The sequence below is a fragment of the Halomonas sp. GXIMD04776 genome (assembly GCF_049808615.1).
Lineage (GTDB): Bacteria > Pseudomonadota > Gammaproteobacteria > Pseudomonadales > Halomonadaceae > Modicisalibacter.
The window spans coordinates 1-17045 of the sequence record NZ_JBNCAN010000021.1 but is presented as its reverse complement, the minus strand read 5'-3'; the positions used below and the strand labels follow the sequence as shown (position 1 = coordinate 17045).

16 protein-coding genes are annotated in these 17045 nt (G+C 58.2%); 8 read left to right on the top strand and 8 right to left on the bottom strand.

The window, feature by feature from the left end; translation table 11 throughout:
• Positions 1-3: 3 nt before the first annotated feature.
• The 8 genes from ACPF7Z_RS14295 to argC form a co-directional block, all read right to left on the bottom strand.
• On the bottom strand, positions 4-771 hold the full coding sequence (locus ACPF7Z_RS14295; protein ID WP_425193925.1) for a ParA family protein: 768 nt from the start codon (positions 769-771) through the stop codon (positions 4-6).
• A 52-nt stretch (positions 772-823) separates the two neighbouring features.
• Entirely contained in the window at positions 824-1453 is a 630-nt protein-coding gene (gene rsmG, locus ACPF7Z_RS14290) for a 16S rRNA (guanine(527)-N(7))-methyltransferase RsmG (protein ID WP_425193924.1), read from the bottom strand.
• The gene (gene mnmG, locus ACPF7Z_RS14285; protein WP_425193923.1) at positions 1450-3354 is read right to left on the bottom strand and encodes a tRNA uridine-5-carboxymethylaminomethyl(34) synthesis enzyme MnmG; all 1905 of its coding nucleotides are present in this window, start codon (positions 3352-3354) and stop codon (positions 1450-1452) included. The genes rsmG and mnmG overlap by 4 nt, the downstream gene beginning before the upstream one ends.
• A 587-nt stretch (positions 3355-3941) precedes the next feature.
• Positions 3942-4703: an amino acid ABC transporter ATP-binding protein gene (locus ACPF7Z_RS14280; RefSeq protein WP_425193922.1), complete on the bottom strand. Its 762-nt coding sequence runs from the start codon at positions 4701-4703 to the stop codon at positions 3942-3944.
• A 12-nt stretch (positions 4704-4715) separates the two neighbouring features.
• A complete protein-coding gene (locus ACPF7Z_RS14275) occupies positions 4716-5387 on the bottom strand; it encodes an amino acid ABC transporter permease (RefSeq protein ID WP_425193921.1) in 672 nt (223 codons plus the stop codon).
• Positions 5388-5511: 124 nt separating this feature from the next.
• Entirely contained in the window at positions 5512-6279 is a 768-nt protein-coding gene (locus tag ACPF7Z_RS14270) for a transporter substrate-binding domain-containing protein (RefSeq protein ID WP_425193920.1), read from the bottom strand.
• Positions 6280-6371: 92 nt separating this feature from the next.
• Positions 6372-6725, bottom strand: a complete 354-nt coding sequence (erpA, locus tag ACPF7Z_RS14265) for an iron-sulfur cluster insertion protein ErpA (protein WP_425193919.1) — start codon at positions 6723-6725, stop codon at positions 6372-6374.
• A gap of 97 nt (positions 6726-6822) precedes the next feature.
• On the bottom strand, positions 6823-7857 hold the full coding sequence (argC, locus tag ACPF7Z_RS14260; RefSeq protein ID WP_425193918.1) for an N-acetyl-gamma-glutamyl-phosphate reductase: 1035 nt from the start codon (positions 7855-7857) through the stop codon (positions 6823-6825).
• Positions 7858-8015: 158 nt separating this feature from the next.
• Here argC and ACPF7Z_RS14255 point away from each other — a divergent pair, with 158 nt between their 5' ends.
• The 8 genes from ACPF7Z_RS14255 (at position 8016) to ACPF7Z_RS14220 (ending at position 16748) form a co-directional block, all read left to right on the top strand.
• Complete coding sequence (locus ACPF7Z_RS14255) at positions 8016-9764, top strand: chloride channel protein (RefSeq protein ID WP_425193917.1); 1749 nt, start codon at positions 8016-8018, stop codon at positions 9762-9764.
• Between the two features lie 32 nt (positions 9765-9796).
• Positions 9797-10228 carry a protoporphyrinogen oxidase HemJ gene (gene hemJ, locus ACPF7Z_RS14250; RefSeq protein WP_425193916.1) on the top strand — a complete coding sequence of 144 codons (432 nt, stop codon included), beginning with the start codon at positions 9797-9799 and terminating at the stop codon, positions 10226-10228.
• A complete protein-coding gene (thiD, locus tag ACPF7Z_RS14245; RefSeq protein ID WP_425193915.1) occupies positions 10228-11022 on the top strand; it encodes a bifunctional hydroxymethylpyrimidine kinase/phosphomethylpyrimidine kinase in 795 nt (264 codons plus the stop codon). The genes hemJ and thiD overlap by 1 nt, the downstream gene beginning before the upstream one ends.
• 183 nt (positions 11023-11205) lie before the next feature.
• Positions 11206-12495 carry a glutamate-1-semialdehyde 2,1-aminomutase gene (gene hemL, locus ACPF7Z_RS14240; protein WP_425193914.1) on the top strand — a complete coding sequence of 430 codons (1290 nt, stop codon included), beginning with the start codon at positions 11206-11208 and terminating at the stop codon, positions 12493-12495.
• A 25-nt stretch (positions 12496-12520) separates the two neighbouring features.
• Entirely contained in the window at positions 12521-14098 is a 1578-nt protein-coding gene (locus ACPF7Z_RS14235) for an AAA family ATPase (RefSeq protein ID WP_425193913.1), read from the top strand.
• A 426-nt stretch (positions 14099-14524) separates the two neighbouring features.
• Positions 14525-15499, top strand: coding sequence for a hypothetical protein (locus tag ACPF7Z_RS14230; RefSeq protein WP_425193912.1), 975 nt, complete (start codon positions 14525-14527; stop codon positions 15497-15499).
• A 35-nt stretch (positions 15500-15534) separates the two neighbouring features.
• Entirely contained in the window at positions 15535-15984 is a 450-nt protein-coding gene (locus ACPF7Z_RS14225) for a hypothetical protein (RefSeq protein WP_425193911.1), read from the top strand.
• Between the two features lie 56 nt (positions 15985-16040).
• Positions 16041-16748, top strand: coding sequence for a C39 family peptidase (locus ACPF7Z_RS14220; protein WP_425193910.1), 708 nt, complete (start codon positions 16041-16043; stop codon positions 16746-16748).
• Positions 16749-17045: the final 297 nt, after the last annotated feature.

The following is a 17045-nucleotide window of genomic DNA, read 5'->3' as shown; positions in this document are numbered from 1 at the left end:
ACATCATAGCGAGAGACGACGAATCAATTCCTTGGCCAATACCCGATGTGCCTGGCTGCCTCGCGAAAAGCGGGCATACTTGGTCACCGGCAAGCCGTGGCTAGGGGCTTCGGCCACCCGCACGTTACGCGGGATGGTGGTCTTGAGCAGGGTATCACCGAAATAGTCGCGCAACTGCTTGCTGACATCCCGAGTCAGGCTGTTGCGATTGTCGAACATGGTGCGCACGATGCCGAATACCTGCAGCGACGGATTTACACTGGCCTGAATCTGCTCGACGGTATCGAGCAGCGCGGAAAGCCCCTCGAGTGCATAGAATTCGCACTGCAACGGAATCAATACCCCGTCGGCAGCGGTCAGGCCGTTGACGGTGAGCATATTGAGCGAGGGTGGGCAATCGATCAGCACGACGTCATATTCACTGGCCACATCCTTGATCGCTTCGTGCAGGCAGCGCTCACGCCCGTCGCGATCCAGCAGATCGACCTCCGCGGCAGTGAGATCCGCATTACCCGGCAGCAGCGCATAACCCGCGTCGGGGCAGTCGAGAATCACTTCCGCAGCGCGTTTCTCACCCAGTAGCACCTCAAGCACGCTGCCATCGAGCTCGTGCTTGTCGATGCCGCTGCCCATGGTGGCATGCCCCTGAGGGTCGAGATCGATAAGCAGTACGCGACGGTCCAACGCCGCCAGGCACGCCGCCAGATTGACCGTCGTGGTGGTCTTGCCGACGCCACCTTTCTGATTGGTCAGGGCAATGATTTTGGTCACGCATGACTCCCTTACCGACGTTGATCCCGACTCGCTTCACATACGAGCCTTTCTAGCCGATGCGTTCAAGTCTCAGCAGATGACGATCCGCCTCGTCACCGGGTACTTCCAGAACACGCCGCTCCCGCAGGATAACCGAGGCAGGCAAACCGGCAAGCTCTTCTTCGTTGATACGCCCTTTCATGGCCAACCATTCGCCCCTTTCACTCAGAAGGTGATTCGTCTTGCCAACGAAATCCGTCAAACTGGCGAAGGCACGAGAAATCACCTGATCAAACCCAGGCGCGTTGAACTGTTCGACTCGCTGCTGTACCGGCGTCACGTTGTTCAATGCAAGCTCGAGGATAGCCTGACGCTGAAAGCGCACCTTCTTGCCATTGCTGTCGAGCAAGGTGACATCGATCTCGGGCTTCAGAATCGCCAACACCAACCCAGGAAAACCCGAGCCCGCCCCTACATCCAGCAGTTTGGGACCAGCGATGGCGGGCAATACCGAAGCACTGTCGAGCAGATGCTTGATGACCATCTCGTCGAGCGAGCGTACCGCCGTGAGGTTATAGGCGCGGTTCCACTTGTGCAACAACGCAAGCAACGACGATAGCCGTTGTCGGGCTAGATCGTCGGCCGCGATGCTCAGTTGGGTGAGTCCTGTTTCGAGTCGTTGCTCCCAGCTCGCGGTCATGCACTCTCCGCGGGCCGGTTGTCGAGCAGACGACGTTTCTTAAGATGAATCAGCAAGATGGAGACTGCTGCAGGCGTCACTCCGGAAATGCGACCGGCCTGGGCCAGGGTCTCGGGCCGAGCCTGTCCAAGTTTTTGCCGAATCTCGTTGGACAGCCCCTCGACTCGATCGTAATCCAGATCTTGGGGCAAGGGGGTCGCCTCGTGGCGCTTTAGCTTATCGATCTCGTCCTGCTGGCGATCGATGTAGCCCTGATACTTGATCTGAATCTGAACCTGTTCGGTCACACAAGGGTCGTCACTGACCGGCTCCCCCTTGAGGGACGCGACATCGGCGTAGACGAGTTCCGGGCGTTTGAGCAGCTCGGCCAGGGTGTATTCCCGGTTCAAGGGCTTGTCGAGCTTGGTCGCTAGTCGTTCGGCTTCGACGGTGCCAGGTTGAATCCAGGTCTCGCGCAGACGAGCGCTTTCGCGTTCGAGCGCTTCGCGCTTGGTGACGAAGGCATCCCAGCGAGTATCGTCGACCAGCCCCAGTCGGCGGCCCATCTCGGTCAACCGCAGGTCGGCGTTGTCTTCGCGCAGCAGCAGGCGATACTCGGCGCGAGACGTGAACATACGGTAAGGCTCCTGGGTGCCCAGGGTAATCAGATCGTCGACCAGCACGCCCAGATAGGCCTCGTCGCGCCGAGGACACCAGCTCTCCTCTCCCAGCGCACGGCGTGCGGCATTCAGTCCTGCCAACAGTCCCTGAGCGCCGGCCTCCTCGTAGCCGGTAGTGCCGTTGATCTGGCCGGCGAAGAACAGGTTGTGAATAAATCGGGTTTCCAGGGAGTGTTTGAGATCCCGGGGATCGAAGAAATCGTATTCGATGGCATACCCAGGCCGGGTGATATGCGCATTTTCGAAGCCTGCGATCGAGCGTACCACCTGGAGCTGCACATCGAAGGGCAGCGAGGTAGAAATACCGTTGGGGTAGAGCTCGTGGGTATCAAGGCCCTCCGGTTCGATGAAGATCTGGTGGCTCTGCTTGTCGGCAAAACGATGCACCTTGTCCTCGATGGAGGGGCAGTAACGTGGCCCCACACCCCCGATCGATCCTGCATCGGAGTACATCGGTGAGCGATCGAGATTGGCGAGGATGATCTCGTGAGTGCGCTGGTTGGTATGTGCAACGTGGCACTTTACCTGGCGCGGATGCATCTCACGATGACCCAGATAGGACATCACCGGTGTTGGCGAGTCTCCGGGCTGCTCCTCGAGATTCAAGAAATCGAGGCTCTTGGCATCCAGCCGCGGCGGTGTGCCGGTTTTCAGGCGATCGACCCGGAATGGCAAGGCACGCAGACGTTGCGCTAGGGCATTGGCGGGCGGGTCGCCGGCACGGCCACCGCTGTGATGATCGAGACCGATATGGATGACCCCACCCAGGAAGGTGCCGGTACACAGCACCACGGTCTCGGCATGGAAGCGGATACCTGTCTGGGTCACGGCACCGCGCACCGTGTCGCCTTCAACGATCAGATCGTCCACCCCTTGCTGGAACAGGGTCAGATTGGGCTGGTTTTCGAGCATTCCCCGAATCGACGCCTTGTAGCGCACGCGGTCTGCCTGGGCCCGAGTCGCCCTGACCGCCGGCCCTTTGCGCGCATTGAGGACCCGAAACTGGATACCCCCCTGATCCGTGGCCAGTGCCATGGCACCGCCGAGGGCATCGATCTCCTTGACCAGATGACTCTTGCCGATACCGCCGATGGCGGGATTGCAGGACATCTGGCCGAGAGTCTCGATGTTGTGCGTCAGCAGAAGGGTCTGACAGCCCATGCGAGCAGCGGCCAGTGCGGCTTCTGTTCCCGCATGACCACCGCCGATGACGATGACGTCAAAGCGGTTGGGGTAATCCAAGGTGTACCTCGACTTGCGCCTGACGGCGTCCGTTTGATCGGTGAAGAAAATCTAGCCGAGCAGTATAACGTTCTTGTGGGTAACCGTCAGGGGTTTTCCACATTCGATGTCACACGATCAACGATGCCGTCATGCAATAATATAAAAATAGAATAGAAATAAAGAAGTTCTGTTACTGTTGTGTTTATTGGTGTGGACATTTTTTGTGGATAAGCCATTAAAATTCAATTAAATCAATATTTAAAAATGTTAACCAATGGTTGGAGAAGCAGTTTTCAGGGTGCGTACAACCGTCGCTGAGGCTGTGGATGAAATGCCCTGTTATGCACAAGGGCATCCATCCTCGTATTATCCACCGCTGGATACCGTCGCTATGAGCAGGGTGATCAACAAGCCCATGCAATGTCGCGAATCGCAGCAATGACGGGCGCTTCAAGACAAATTCGCGAGATTGGCAAGAAGTGTTGTCCACAGGGCAAAAAAACTGCCTGTGAGGCACTTTTTGAAGACAAATTGGCGGGAAAACATCTGAAAGAGAGTTCGTCCGGGTCAGACGGACGAACCCAAGAGAGGTGACGCTTTTATCGTCAGTGCTTGAGCACTCGCGAAAGGAAGGATTGAGTGCGTTCCTGACGGGGGTTGTCCAAGACCTCTTGAGGGGGGCCCTCCTCGACGATTTGGCCATCATGTACGAAGATCACCCGATCGGCGACTTCCCGGGCAAAGCCCATCTCGTGGGTGACGATCATCATGGTCATGCCCTCCCTGGCCAGTTCGCGCATGGCATCGAGCACCTCACCGATCATCTCCGGGTCCAGCGCCGAGGTGGGCTCGTCGAAGAGCATCAGCCGCGGTTCCATGGCCAGGGCACGAGCCAGGGCCACACGCTGCTGCTGACCGCCGGAGAGCTGGCTGGGGTACTTGTCGGCCTGATCCTCGATACCGACTCGCTCGAGAAGGCGATGGGCCGTCTCCAGCGATTTTTCCCGGGACCAACTGCGTACCTTCATGGGCGCCAGGGTCACGTTATCGAGGACCGAGAGGTGGGGGAACAGGTTGAACTGCTGGAATACCATGCCGACCTCGGTGCGCACTGCCTGAAGCGATTTGCCGCTCTTGCCGTCGGGTAGCAGTTCATTGCCATCGACTTCAATACGCCCGCCCTGGAATTCCTCCAGACCATTGACACAGCGGATCAGCGTCGACTTGCCCGAGCCACTGGCGCCGACGATCACCACCACTTCGCCTGGAGCCACCTCGAGATCGATATCCCGCATCACGTGCAGCTTGCCGAAATGCTTGTTGACCTTCTCCATGTGCACCATGGGGGGCTTCTTCTCGTCATTCATCGTTTAACCTCCTCACTGTCCGACCAGGCCGCGGCGTTCAAGCTGACGCAATGCAAGCGAGAGGCTCAAGGTGATGGCAAGATACATCAACGCCACCATAAAATAGACTTCGAGGGCGGTGAAGGTAGTGGCGATATAGACTTGGCCCTGACGTACCAACTCGCCGACCCCGATCACCGAGAACAGCGAAGTGTCCTTGATACTGACGATGCCCTGATTACCCAGCGCGGGAATCATGCGGCGAAGGGCCTGGGGCCAAATGATGTAGCGAAATGCCTGGGTGCGAGACAGGCCCAGGGAGAGCCCGGCTTCACGTTGGCCCTTCTCGATCGACTGTACGCCACCACGCACGATCTCGGAGATATAGGCACCGGCGTTGAGCGCGATGGCCGCGATGCCTGCAGTCAATGCATTGATCGGGCCTCCGAGCAGTTGCGGCAGGCCATAGAAGATGAACAACACCTGAACCAGTACTGGCGTGCCACGAAAGATTTCGATGTAGGCAATCGCGGGCCAGCGTAGCAATGGAATGGGGCTGATGCGGGCGAGCCCGAAGACGATGCCGATGACGAAACCGATGGCCAAACCGCCGAAGGAGATCAACAGCGTCCAGGGAATACCCTCGAGCAGGTAGGGAATGGAGGCGATAGCCGCCTGCCAATCGAATTGGAATGTTACATCCACGTGGGGGCCTCCGGGCAAGGATACTGTTTGTCGTACTCGCCCTTTATGAATGGCAATGCCAAGAGGCCGGGTGCATACGGTCGACCCGGCCTCGTTTCAGGAGCGTGAGCGCTACTTATCCGTCTTATTCGGTAGTGGATGCCTCACCGAACCACTTCTTGTGAATCTCGTCGTAGGTGCCATCTTCACGCATCTCGGCGAGCGCCTTGTTGGCGGGTTCCACCCACTGGCTGCCATTGGCGAAGGCGATACCATACTGTTGGCCTTCGTAGAGCGGTCCGACGGTCTTTACCCGCCCTTCGCCCTTGGTTTGAGAGAAGTAGCCGACATTGGGCGCATCATAGAAGACCGCATCGACACTGCCGCCCATCAAGGCCATGTACATGTCGGAACTCCCGGGGTAGGGAGTGATCTCGGCACTGTCACCGAGGTTCTTCTGCAGATAGTCGTAGCTGGTGGAGCCGATCTTGGTACCGATACGCATGCCCTCGAGATCATCGACTTCCTCGATCTCCTCGTTGTTGGCGGATACCAGAATACGCAGGCCCGAGTCGTAGTAGGGATCGCTGAAATCGACGATCTCCTCGCGCTCATCGGTGATGGTGATGCCGGCAATAGCCAGATCGACATTGCCGGTCTGCACGGCGGGGATGATACCGTTGAAGTCCATGGTACGCAGATCGACCTCAAAGCCGGCTCGCTTGGCGACCTCGTCCAGGATATCCATATCGAAACCGACCATCTCACCACTTTCTTGATCCATCATTTCGAAAGGGACGAAACTTGGATCCGTGGCGGCTTGCAGCGTTTCTGCCGAGGCGCTGCTCGCAAGGCTCAGACCTACGATCAAAGCCAAACCCAGAGAAACTCCTTTCAACATATCACTATTCATAGCGTTCCCCGATTTGATGTGTTGTTTGTGTAACGCGCCTTTTACCTTGGCGAGTTACGGGGGAGCCGTCAAGATGTGTTCTTACACCGTGCTTACACCATGAACGAAGCGCCACAGCCGCAGGTCGAGGTGGCATTGGGGTTTTTGATCACGAAACGCGCGCCGGCCAGACCCTCTTCGAAATCCACGGTGGAACCGACCAGATACTGATAGGAAAGCGGATCGACGACCATGCCGACATCGTCGATTTCGATCAGGGTATCGTCTGCTGCGGTCTGCTCGGCAAAATCAAAGCCATACTGAAACCCCGAGCAGCCGCCGCCGGTGACGAAGACACGCAACTTGAGGGCTGCGTTACCCTCTTCGGCCGCCAGGGCACGAAGGCGACGCACGGCGGCATCTGTGAGCAGTAGCGGCGTGGGAGCGAAAGATGCGACACCACTCATAAAAGGGCCTCCGTTAAGCTGAATTGACACACTGTTCCATTATCCCTAAACCCTAGTAAAAGGGTCAACTTTACTTGCCTCGGGACCTATTTCGAGCTCAGGGCAATAGCGCTGGTGCCTGCATGCCGGTCATCTCGTCGAAGCCGAACATCAGGTTGAGGTTCTGTATCGCCTGCCCCGAAGCGCCCTTGACCAGGTTGTCGATCACCGACAGTACCACCACGGTATCGCCGCCTGCAGGGCGATGCACCGCCAGACGACACAGATTGGCGCCTTTCACGCTGCGCGTTTCCGGATGGCTGCCGGCAGGCATGACATCCACCGCCGGTTCATCGGCGAAGCGCTTTTCGAACAGCGTCTGAAGATCGCACTCGGTGTCGGTCAAGCGGCCGTAGAGGGTGGCATGGATGCCACGGATCATCGGCGTCAGATGCGGCACGAAGGTGAGCGCTACCGGGCCACCAGCGGCGCGCACCAATCCCTGGCGTATTTCCGGCAGATGGCGATGGCCCGAAGCGCCATAGGACTTCATCGATTCGCTGGCTTCGGCTAGCAGAGAGGATACCTTGGCGCCACGACCTGCCCCAGTGACGCCGGATTTGCAATCGGCAATCACATGATCGACATCGATCAGATTATTTTCGAGCAGAGGCAGTAGACCCAATTGCACCGCGGTGGGATAGCAACCCGGGACGGCGACCAGCCGCGCATCGCGAATCGCCTCACGATTGACCTCGGGCAATCCATAAATCGCATCCTTGAGCAGTTGCGGTGCACCGTGGGGTTGGTCGTACCAGCGCGCCCATTCGTCAGCATCGGTGAGACGAAAATCCGCAGACAGATCGATTACCCGGGTACCGCGTTCGAGCAGTTCGCCGGCCAGTGCATGCGCCACACCGTGCGGTGTCGCGAAAAACACCGCATCACAGGCTGCCAAGCGCGCAGTATCGGGGATGCTGAAGCGTAATGAGTCATAATGCCCGCGCAGGTTGGGATAGAGTTCACTGACACCGATTCCTTCTTCCGAGCGCGAGGTGATGACATCGACATTCACCTCAGGATGCTGCGCCAACAGACGCAGAAGCTCGACCCCCGTATAACCGGTGCCGCCGACGATACCGACCTTGATCACTGTACTCTCCTGCATAGGGACTGTAATGGGCTGAGCAGCTTTCTGGCATGAGACGCTACCCGAGGAATATGATACATAAGTGAGTCTAGGCATTTCTAACAGGATCTGCTTATCGCCGGGCGATGGCAAAGACGCTGCTTTGGTACAAGGACCTTCACTTGCCCCGTTTTCCTTTTCCAGATTTTAGTCTCGAACGCTTCCGACGCCGCTTGGCGAATGTCGATGCGTTGCCGCAACTCTGCGTGCTGGGCGTGGTTTCGGGGTTGACCACCGGCGTGCTGATGGTGCTGTTTCGCCTATTGCTGAGCCTCGGGGGGCTGGCCTTCATGCCGGGAGGCGACTACGAGGCCTTCGAGGCCTTGCCCGCCCTGGGACGCAGTGCCCTGCCACTGCTTGCCGTGGCATTGATCGGTATCTGGATGTGGCGCCAGCCCCCGGCGGCGCGCAAGATCGGCGTGGCGCATGTCATCGAACGTCTGGCCTATCATCAGGGCAAGTTTCCACTGCGTAACTGGCTGACTCAATGGTGGGTCGGCCTGGTGTCGGTGCTCGGCGGACTCTCGGCGGGTCGTGAAGGACCGGCTATTCATCTGGGGGCTGCGGCGGCCTGCGGCATCGGTCAGCGATTGCGTCTGCCGCACAACAGCATGCGGGTGCTGGTGGCCTGTGGCACCGCGGCGGGTATCGCCGCTTCCTTCAACACGCCGATCGCCGGCGTCATCTTCGCCATGGAGGTGGTGGTGATGGAGTACACCATTGTCGGTTTCATCCCGGTGATCCTGGCCTCGAGCATGGGGGCGGTGGTGGCGCAGATCGTGTATGGTCCAGAACCCGCCTTCAATATCCCCAGTCTGCACCTGCAATCGCTGATGGATTTGCCCTGGATCGTGGTCAGTGGACTATTCATCGGGCTGCTGGCGGGGCTATTCGTGCGTGTGGCCCGGAGTGGGGAGCGTCTCCAGCATATTCCCAAGTGGCTGCGTTTTCTGCTGGTCGGCCTGCTGGTCGGGGGGGTCGCCTGGTGGTATCCCCAGGTACAAGGCATGGGATACGATACCCTGGAATTGACGCTGACGTCGACGTTACCCCTCGATGTGCTGGTCGCGGTGGCCATCGGCAAGCTGTTGCTGACGGCGATTACCGTTGCCTGCGGCATCCCAGTCAGCATCATCGGGCCCGTATTGGTCGTCGGGGCCGCCGTCGGCACCTTGTGCGGCATGGTCGGCGCCGTATTGATGCCGACGCTAGCCTCGGGGCCCGAGGTTTATGCCATGCTCGGCATGGCGGCGATGATGGGTGCCGTTCTGCAGGCACCGCTGGCGGCGCTGATGGCACTGCTTGAACTGACCCACAATCCCAACATTATCCTGCCCGGCATGCTCAGCGTGGTCGTGGCTGGACTCACCGTCCGCCAACTGTGCCGCTGCCAGGGATTCTTTATCGCGCAGACGCAAAATGGCATGCATCTGCTGCAGCATCCCTTGCGTCAGGTGCTTTCCCGGGTGGCGGTGCCCGCGGTGATGGAGCGCAGCGTGGAGCAAACTCAGCGCAAGATCAGCCGTGAGCAGGCACAAACCCTGCTCGAAGGTGAACCTACCTGGTTAGTGATCACCCGCTCCAGCGAGGAGAAGACTCCGATTGGCTTGAAGGCCGCCGATCTAGCCCGGGCGCTGCTCGATGAAGAAATGGCCGGGGAGGAGACCTTCGATCTGCTTGAAGTGCCCGGCCAGCGTCTGGAACTGGCGCCTATTCATCTGCAGGCGACTCTCAACGAAGCCTTCGAGCGCTTGAATGAATACGGTGTGGATGCGCTCTACGTTCATCATACGACGGCGCCGACGATACAGCGGATTTCCGGTATCATTACTCGAGACGCCATCGAAAGTTACTATCGTTATAAGCCATAAGCACGACGACATGATTTGATACGAGGAACGGCATGTACTTATGGGTAAAAGCATTTCATCTGATGGCGGTAGTAACCTGGTTCGCTGCCATGTTCTATCTGCCACGTCTGTTCGTCTATCACGCCATGGCCCGGGACAAGGGCGATACCCAGGCTATCGATTACTTCAAGGTCATGGAACGTAAGCTGTACCGAGGCATCATGACGCCCTCGATGATCGCGGTCATCGTCTTGGGCGCCTGGTTATTGTGGCTGGTACCCGCGCATCTCAGCGCCGGCTGGATGTATGTCAAATTGCTGTTGGTGGTGTTGCTGGTGGCCTATCACCACCTGTGCCTGGCCTATATGAAACGCCTGGCGAGCGCCACTTGTCGCAAAAGTGAGAAGTTCTTCCGTTTTTTCAATGAGGCGCCGGTGCTGGCACTGATCGCGATCGTCATTCTGGCCATAGTGAAACCCTTCTGATGAGCACTGCCAAGCTACCCGTGGTGCTGGTGATGGCGGGCCACGATCCGACCGGTGGCGCCGGATTGATTGCCGATAGCGAAGCGATCGCCGCCTGTGGGGGTTGGGCGGTGACGGTGCCGACGTCCCTCACCGTGCAGACGACACACAATGTGCTCAAGGTCATGCCCTGCCCCGCCGACGCTATTCGCGACATGGCTTGGTCTCTGCTCGACGAGTTCGAGGTCAAGGCCATCAAGCTCGGTTTGATCGCTGACGTCACGACCCTGGAGACCATCGAGGATATCGTGCGGGCCTGTCCCGGTATTCCTCTGGTGGTGGATCCGGTATTCAAGGCAGGCGGGGGCGCTACGCTGTCTACCGATGCCTTGATCGACGAGTTTTGCCGGCGCCTGCTGCCATTGGTCGATATCCTGACCCCGAATCGCCAGGAATTGGCAAGATTGGCGGCGAATTCAGCACCTGATGATGTCGAACGGGTGGTGTCCTTGATGTCCCTGGGCTGTCAAGCCGTATTGGTGACGGCAACCGACGAGCCAATGCCGGGTACTCCCGAAGACGAGGTGGTGCATACCTTGCATACGCCGGAGACCAGCCGTCAGTGGCGCTGGCCGCGCCTGCCGGGTCACTATCATGGCTCCGGCTGCACCTTGTCCGCGGCCCTGGCGGCGCGTTTGGCTGTTGGCGAACGACTGGTGAATGCCTGTGAACAGGCCCAGCGCTTCACTTGGGAAAGCCTGCGACATGGCTGGCAGCCGGGCAATGGACAGCGATTGCCGCGTCGATGGATATGAGGCGATGCTTTTCCTGAAGGCCGTGGGGTCGTCCGGCCACCAATGCTAATCTGGGATCGCTGTTGATAAACAGCGCCACTAGGATGCCGGCATGCGCATCGGCCAATAAGTTATCCACAGGTAACCCTCAAGGGTTATACAGTTTGTCCAGAATATTATCCACAACTTGGCGAGAGGCGTTACATGACAACTTCTGCTCAACTCTTCGAACAGGCCTGCCGTCGTATTCCGGGGGGGGTCAATTCCCCGGTGCGTGCCTTCAAAGGCCTGGAACGGCCACCGGTGTTCATCGAGCGTGCTCAGGGCGCCTATCTTTTTGATGTCGAAGGTAAGCGCTATGTCGACTATGTCGGATCCTGGGGGCCAATGATCACCGGTCATGCCGATCCCGATGTCCTGGGTGCGGTGCGCGAACGTCTGGATGCAGGCCTTTCCTTTGGCACCCCGACCGCCATCGAAACCACCATGGCCGAGCTGATCTGCGAGATCATCCCCTCGATCGAAATGGTGCGGATGGTCAACTCTGGTACCGAGGCGACCATGTCCGCCATCCGGCTGGCGCGTGGTGCCACCGGTCGGGACAAGATCGTCAAGTTCGAGGGCAACTACCACGGGCATTCCGATTCGCTACTGGTCAAGGCCGGGTCCGGCGCGCTGACCCACGGTGAGCCAAGTTCTCCCGGGGTGCCCGCGGCGCTTGCCGAGCATACGATCACGCTATCCTTCAATGACACTGACGCAGTGCATGAGTGTTTCCATGAGATAGGAGATCAGATCGCCTGCATCATCGTTGAGCCGGTGGCGGGCAACATGAATTGCATTCCCGCTCAGCCGGAATTCCTCGAGGCACTTCGCGCAGTCTGCGATAGATATCAGAGTGTGCTCATCTTCGATGAGGTGATGACCGGCTTTCGTGTCGCCCTGGGCGGCGCTCAAGCGCATTATGGTGTGATCCCCGATCTGACCTGCCTGGGCAAGATCGTCGGCGGCGGCATGCCGGTAGGCGCCTTTGGCGGCAAGCGCAGCATCATGGAACACATCTCACCGCTGGGGCCGGTGTATCAAGCCGGCACCCTGGCGGGTAATCCGCTCGCCATGGCGGCGGGGGTCGCTCTGTTGAACAAGATTCGCCAGCCTGGATTTCACGAGGCGCTGACCCAGCGGGTCACGACCCTTTGCGATGGATTAAACGAGCGCGCCCACAATGCCGGGGTGGAAATGCTGACCCAGGGTGCCGGGGGCATGTTCGGAATCTTCTTTACCGGGCAATCCCGTGTCGATAATTTCGTACAGACGACCGCCTGTGATGCCGGTGCCTTTCGCCGCTTCTTTTCAGGCATGCTAGACGAAGGGGTCTATCTGGCGCCCTCGGCCTACGAGGCCGGTTTCATGTCCAGCGCGCATACCCCTGAGGACATTCAGCACACCCTGGATGCATCCGAGCGGGTCTTCGCTGGCCTAAACCGCCGTTGATTTAGAACACAGCCGGGAGTCAATCGTGAGCCAGGCCCTGATCACGGCACTGCAAGATGCCGACTGTTATGACCATCCGGTGGCGTCCGTCGAGATCCTCGAGACGCATGTTTCCTGGATCGTGCTGACTGGCGACTATGCCTACAAGCTCAAGAAGCCGCTGGCGTTTGGCAGCTTTCTGGATTTTTCGACCCTGGACAAGCGACGGCATTTCTGCGAGCAGGAAGTGCGTCTCAATCGGCGTCTGGCACCGTCACTGTATCTTGAGGCGGTACCGATTTCGGGTAGTCTCGATTCGCCTCGGATCAATGATGCCTCGACGCCCTTCGAGTATGCGGTGAAGATGCGCCATTTCAGCAATCGGCATCTGTTCAGTACGCTCCAGGCAGGCGGTGAGTTGTCCCTGGAATTGCTCGACGATTTGATCGATCAACTGGTGATGTTCCACGAACAGGCCGAGCGCGCGCCGGAAGAAAGCGAACTGGGCACTCGGGAGAGCATGCAACGCAGCATCGAGCATGAGCTCGCGTTGATCGCGCCGCGGCTCGAGGATGAGCAGGATCGCCAGCAACTGACCTTTCTGCAGACCTGGGCCGAAGAGGCGTTAGAAAGATTCGATAGCGAGTTCAAGCGGCGCCGTCGAGAGGGCTATGTACGCGAGACTCACGGCGAGGTGCATCTGGGTAATGCCGTGGATCACCAAGGGCGAGCCTCGATGTTCGACGGCATCGAGTTCAATGATGAGTTGCGCTGGAACGACGTGGGCGGCGATCTCGCATTCCTGCTCATGGACCTCGAGGCTCGTGGCGAAGAAGGCCTTGCGCATCATGCCCTCAATCGCTATCTCGAACTTTCCGGGGATCACTCCCTGGTGCGATTGTTGCCTTTCTACAAGTTCTATCGAGCCCTTGTTCGCGCCAAGGTCGCCATTCTGCGTTATCACCAGCCGCAGTTGCATTCATCTGATCGATCTGCAGTCATGGCCACCTATCGACAGCATATCGAACTGGCGGCTCGCTATGCCGAGTTCGATTTCCCTTATCTGCTGATCGGTGTGGGGGTTTCAGGTAGTGGCAAGAGCCGTTTCACCGCCGAAGTGGTTTGTAAGCTGGGCAATGTGCGCCTGCGCTCCGATGTCGAGCGAAAGCGGCTGTTCGGGTTCGAGCCAGAGGCCGACAGCGCCCAGCAGGCTATGGATATCTACACCGGCGAGACCACCACGCAAACCTATGCACAATTGGCACGCTTGACCGGGATTCTGCTCGAGGCAGGGCGACCGGTATGCATCGACGCCACTTGCCTCAAGCGTGAGCAACGAGACTTATTGCGTCACCAGGCCGAGGGGCGTGGGCTGCCCGTACTGCTGATCAGTTTCGAGGCTGACGAGGCGACGCTCCGCCAGCGAATCGAGAAACGCGCCCGGCGCAGTGGCGATCCTTCCGAGGCAGGTCTAGCGGTGCTCGAGCACCAGCTCGACGAGTTCGAGCCCTTTGATGATGACGAGCGCCGCCATCTGATCCACCTGGACACCACGGCAAAGGATGCCAATCTGAGGCTGGTGGAATTGATCCAGGAGCAACTGCGGCTGGAGCGAAAGGGGTAAAGAATCGCTGGCCTACTCATACGGAAATCAGCTGGGTTTTCATTGAGTGCCGGCGGTTCCTTTACAGTAACTCAAGGGAGTAACAAGGACGTTTCACTTCAGTAAATCGGCATATTAATTGTTTTTTCTATAAAAAATATGCCTCGAATATCTTTTCATGAAAAAGTGTAAGTTTTACGAAACAGATGCCTCACACTTCTTCTCTCTTTTCCGTTCTTCTCTCCGCTTGATGCTTGCTCCGGGCTTTGTTCGGTTCTAAATACTCTTTTTATTCAATAGTTTATTAATTGTAACAGTTTGTTGGCATAGATAATGCTGGTCTCTTGATGATCGCGAGCAAAACCCTAGGGATCACGATACATCTCGAGTATCGGCTCGGGTCAACGGGAAACAACAGTCGTGCATGACAATCTGTGGAGAAACATCATGAATAGGTACGTAATAAGCGGATGCTCCGTGCTGGCATTGGCGTTGGCTGTATCTACCGCCAATGCCGATGCTCTCGCTGTCGGGGGCAATGGAGGCTATTCCAAAGGCGGCGATGGCGGCTATGGCGGTGATGGCTACGGTAAGGGGTATGGCAAAGGGTATAGCGATGCCTACTCCGACAACTATGGTCGGGCCGATGACTACAGCGACGACAACAATATCTACAGCGAAGCCACCTCCGGCGATGCGGATGGACGCGGTACCGGTACCGGTTGGGGCGGCTATGGCGGTCGGGGCGGCGATGGCGGCAGCACCGGCGATGGCGGTAACGCCTGGGCCATGAGCGACTCCTACAACACCAAGGTCGACGTGGTGGCCTATCAGACTCTGGATTCCTCGGTCTCCGGTTCGAGTGTCCGAGTGTATGGCGGTAATGGTGCCCGTGGCGGCGATGGTGGCAACGGTGACTATGCCGACGCCGATTCGAACACCTATTCCTACGGCGGTAACGGTGGTGATGGCAAGGGTGGCGACGGCGGTGACTCCTATGCCCATGGTGGCGATGGCGGTTATGGGGGCTATGGCGGTGATGGCGGCGATGGCGAAGGAGGCAACTCCAGGAGGTATGGCGGCGACGCTGGCGATGGCGATGGCGGCTATGGCGGAGACGGCGGCTATGGCGGTGATGGTGGCTATGCCGAATCCGGTGATGGCGGCTACTCCTATGGCGAAGGCGGTGACGGCGGTTATGCCGATGCGGCTGGTGGTGACGCCACAGCTTACGGCGGCGATGGAGGCTATGGCGGCGACGGTGGCGATGGAGACGGCGGCATGCTCTACACCGGCAACGCCAGCCTATCGATGGGTGCCTTCGGCGGTGTCGCCAACGTCAACGTATCCAGCGGTCTCTACAACTCGCAGCAGGCCGCGACCAACATCGCAGCCCACAGCGGTGTGAGTATCGGTAACTAATCGATCGGCCATCTGCGCCGAGGCCGGCGAACCTGATGTTCGCCGGCCCTTTCGAGTTTGCTTGGGAGCACACCATCATGGTCACCCCCGTTAAACTACAACGCTATTCGAAGACGGGCGTTCCCCTCTTCCTTGCAACGATGATCATAACCGTTGTCTCTATTGATGCTGCTTTCGCCTCCGAAGAAGCCGACCCTGTGCTGCGGTACGATACATTGAGTGATCTGAATGGTCTCAGCGCCGATGAGTTGGATCAGTTTCGTGGACGCGAGAACATCGATCTCGTCAACGTGCAAAGTATTCAGGATCTGAAAACGATCGCCAGTGGCAACTCGGTCAATGCAGGAAGCGTGTTCTCGGGACCCATTACGATCGAGTCACGTTCCCTGGACAGTTTCGATGGTGTGGGTCTGTTCAACATCATGACCGGCCATAACAACGCGGTTACCAGTGCGGTAGGTATCAGTATCTACCTGGCGGAGTAATCCCGAGTTCGATGCGACTTCGATCTCGTCTGGCTCATGCGTTGGAAGAGGCCTTTATGCGACAACGATCCATCATATTTACGGCTGTGCTTGTGGTGTTTGCCTGGGCGACAGGAACTGCCGGTGTCCAGGCTGGCGCGGTCACGATCGCCGGATCATTCGGAAGCTTCAATGTCGAGGCCAAGAGCCTGCGTGAGATGCGCTGGGACAATGTCATTCGACAGCAGTATGACTTCAGTTGCGGTTCGGCGGCAGTCGCAACGCTCCTGACCTATCACTATGGGCGCGAGACTGGTGAAGCCGAGGTATTCAAGACCATGATTCGCGAGGGCAACAGGAACAAGATCCAGGCCCAGGGCTTTTCGATGTTGGACATGAAACGTTACCTGGACTATCGAGGCCTGGATGCGGATGGCTTCAAGCTGGCACTGGACGACTTCGTCAAGATCGGCATGCCGGCCATCACCTTGATCAATACGAATGGTTACAAACACTTCGTGGTCATCAAAGGTACCGATGACGACGAGGTACTGGTGGGCGATCCGGCGGCCGGCACTGTGGTCTTACCAAAGTCACGTTTTCGGACCATGTGGAGTGGCGTGGTGTTGGGGGCCCGAGAGGACGTCGAACTGGCCAGACAGAATTTCAACAATGAGAAGGATTGGCGTGTTCGGCCGAACTCCCCGCTCAAGCAGGGTATCAGTCGTGCCGGAGTGGGTTCGATGTTATTGACGCTTCCCGGTGCCAATGAATTGGCCAAGTAAGTCTTGTGAGGAGTCAGGGCGATGGGCGCAACAAGAATAGTGCATAAACCGCGAATGCCCCGAGCCTTGTTGCTCGCCGTGATCGTAGCGATAAGCCCGTGGCACGCCATCGCAGAATCGACGCATAGCCGCCTGCTTTACGAGGCGACTGCCGTTTGGCCACCAGCGGAAGAGTCCCCCCGAGTTCGACACTTCCAGCCCGATTTTGGCCTGAAATCGGCACCTGTGGTTTGAGAATTCAACTACTTAGTTAATTTCTGCCGAATTCCTTGTAGTGACACGTTTTTCTCGTGACGC

Coding starts and splice junctions, on each gene's coding strand:
- rsmG (WP_425193924.1), bottom strand. CDS start 1,453: ATGACCGCGAGCTGGGAGCAACGACTCGAAACAGGACTCACCCAACTG.
- ACPF7Z_RS14280 (WP_425193922.1), bottom strand. CDS start 4,703: ATGAATGACGAGAAGAAGCCCCCCATGGTGCACATGGAGAAGGTCAAC.
- ACPF7Z_RS14270 (WP_425193920.1), bottom strand. CDS start 6,279: ATGAATAGTGATATGTTGAAAGGAGTTTCTCTGGGTTTGGCTTTGATC.
- erpA (WP_425193919.1), bottom strand. CDS start 6,725: ATGAGTGGTGTCGCATCTTTCGCTCCCACGCCGCTACTGCTCACAGAT.
- hemJ (WP_425193916.1), top strand. CDS start 9,797: ATGTACTTATGGGTAAAAGCATTTCATCTGATGGCGGTAGTAACCTGG.
- thiD (WP_425193915.1), top strand. CDS start 10,228: ATGAGCACTGCCAAGCTACCCGTGGTGCTGGTGATGGCGGGCCACGAT.
- hemL (WP_425193914.1), top strand. CDS start 11,206: ATGACAACTTCTGCTCAACTCTTCGAACAGGCCTGCCGTCGTATTCCG.
- ACPF7Z_RS14230 (WP_425193912.1), top strand. CDS start 14,525: ATGAATAGGTACGTAATAAGCGGATGCTCCGTGCTGGCATTGGCGTTG.
- ACPF7Z_RS14225 (WP_425193911.1), top strand. CDS start 15,535: ATGTTCGCCGGCCCTTTCGAGTTTGCTTGGGAGCACACCATCATGGTC.
- ACPF7Z_RS14220 (WP_425193910.1), top strand. CDS start 16,041: ATGCGACAACGATCCATCATATTTACGGCTGTGCTTGTGGTGTTTGCC.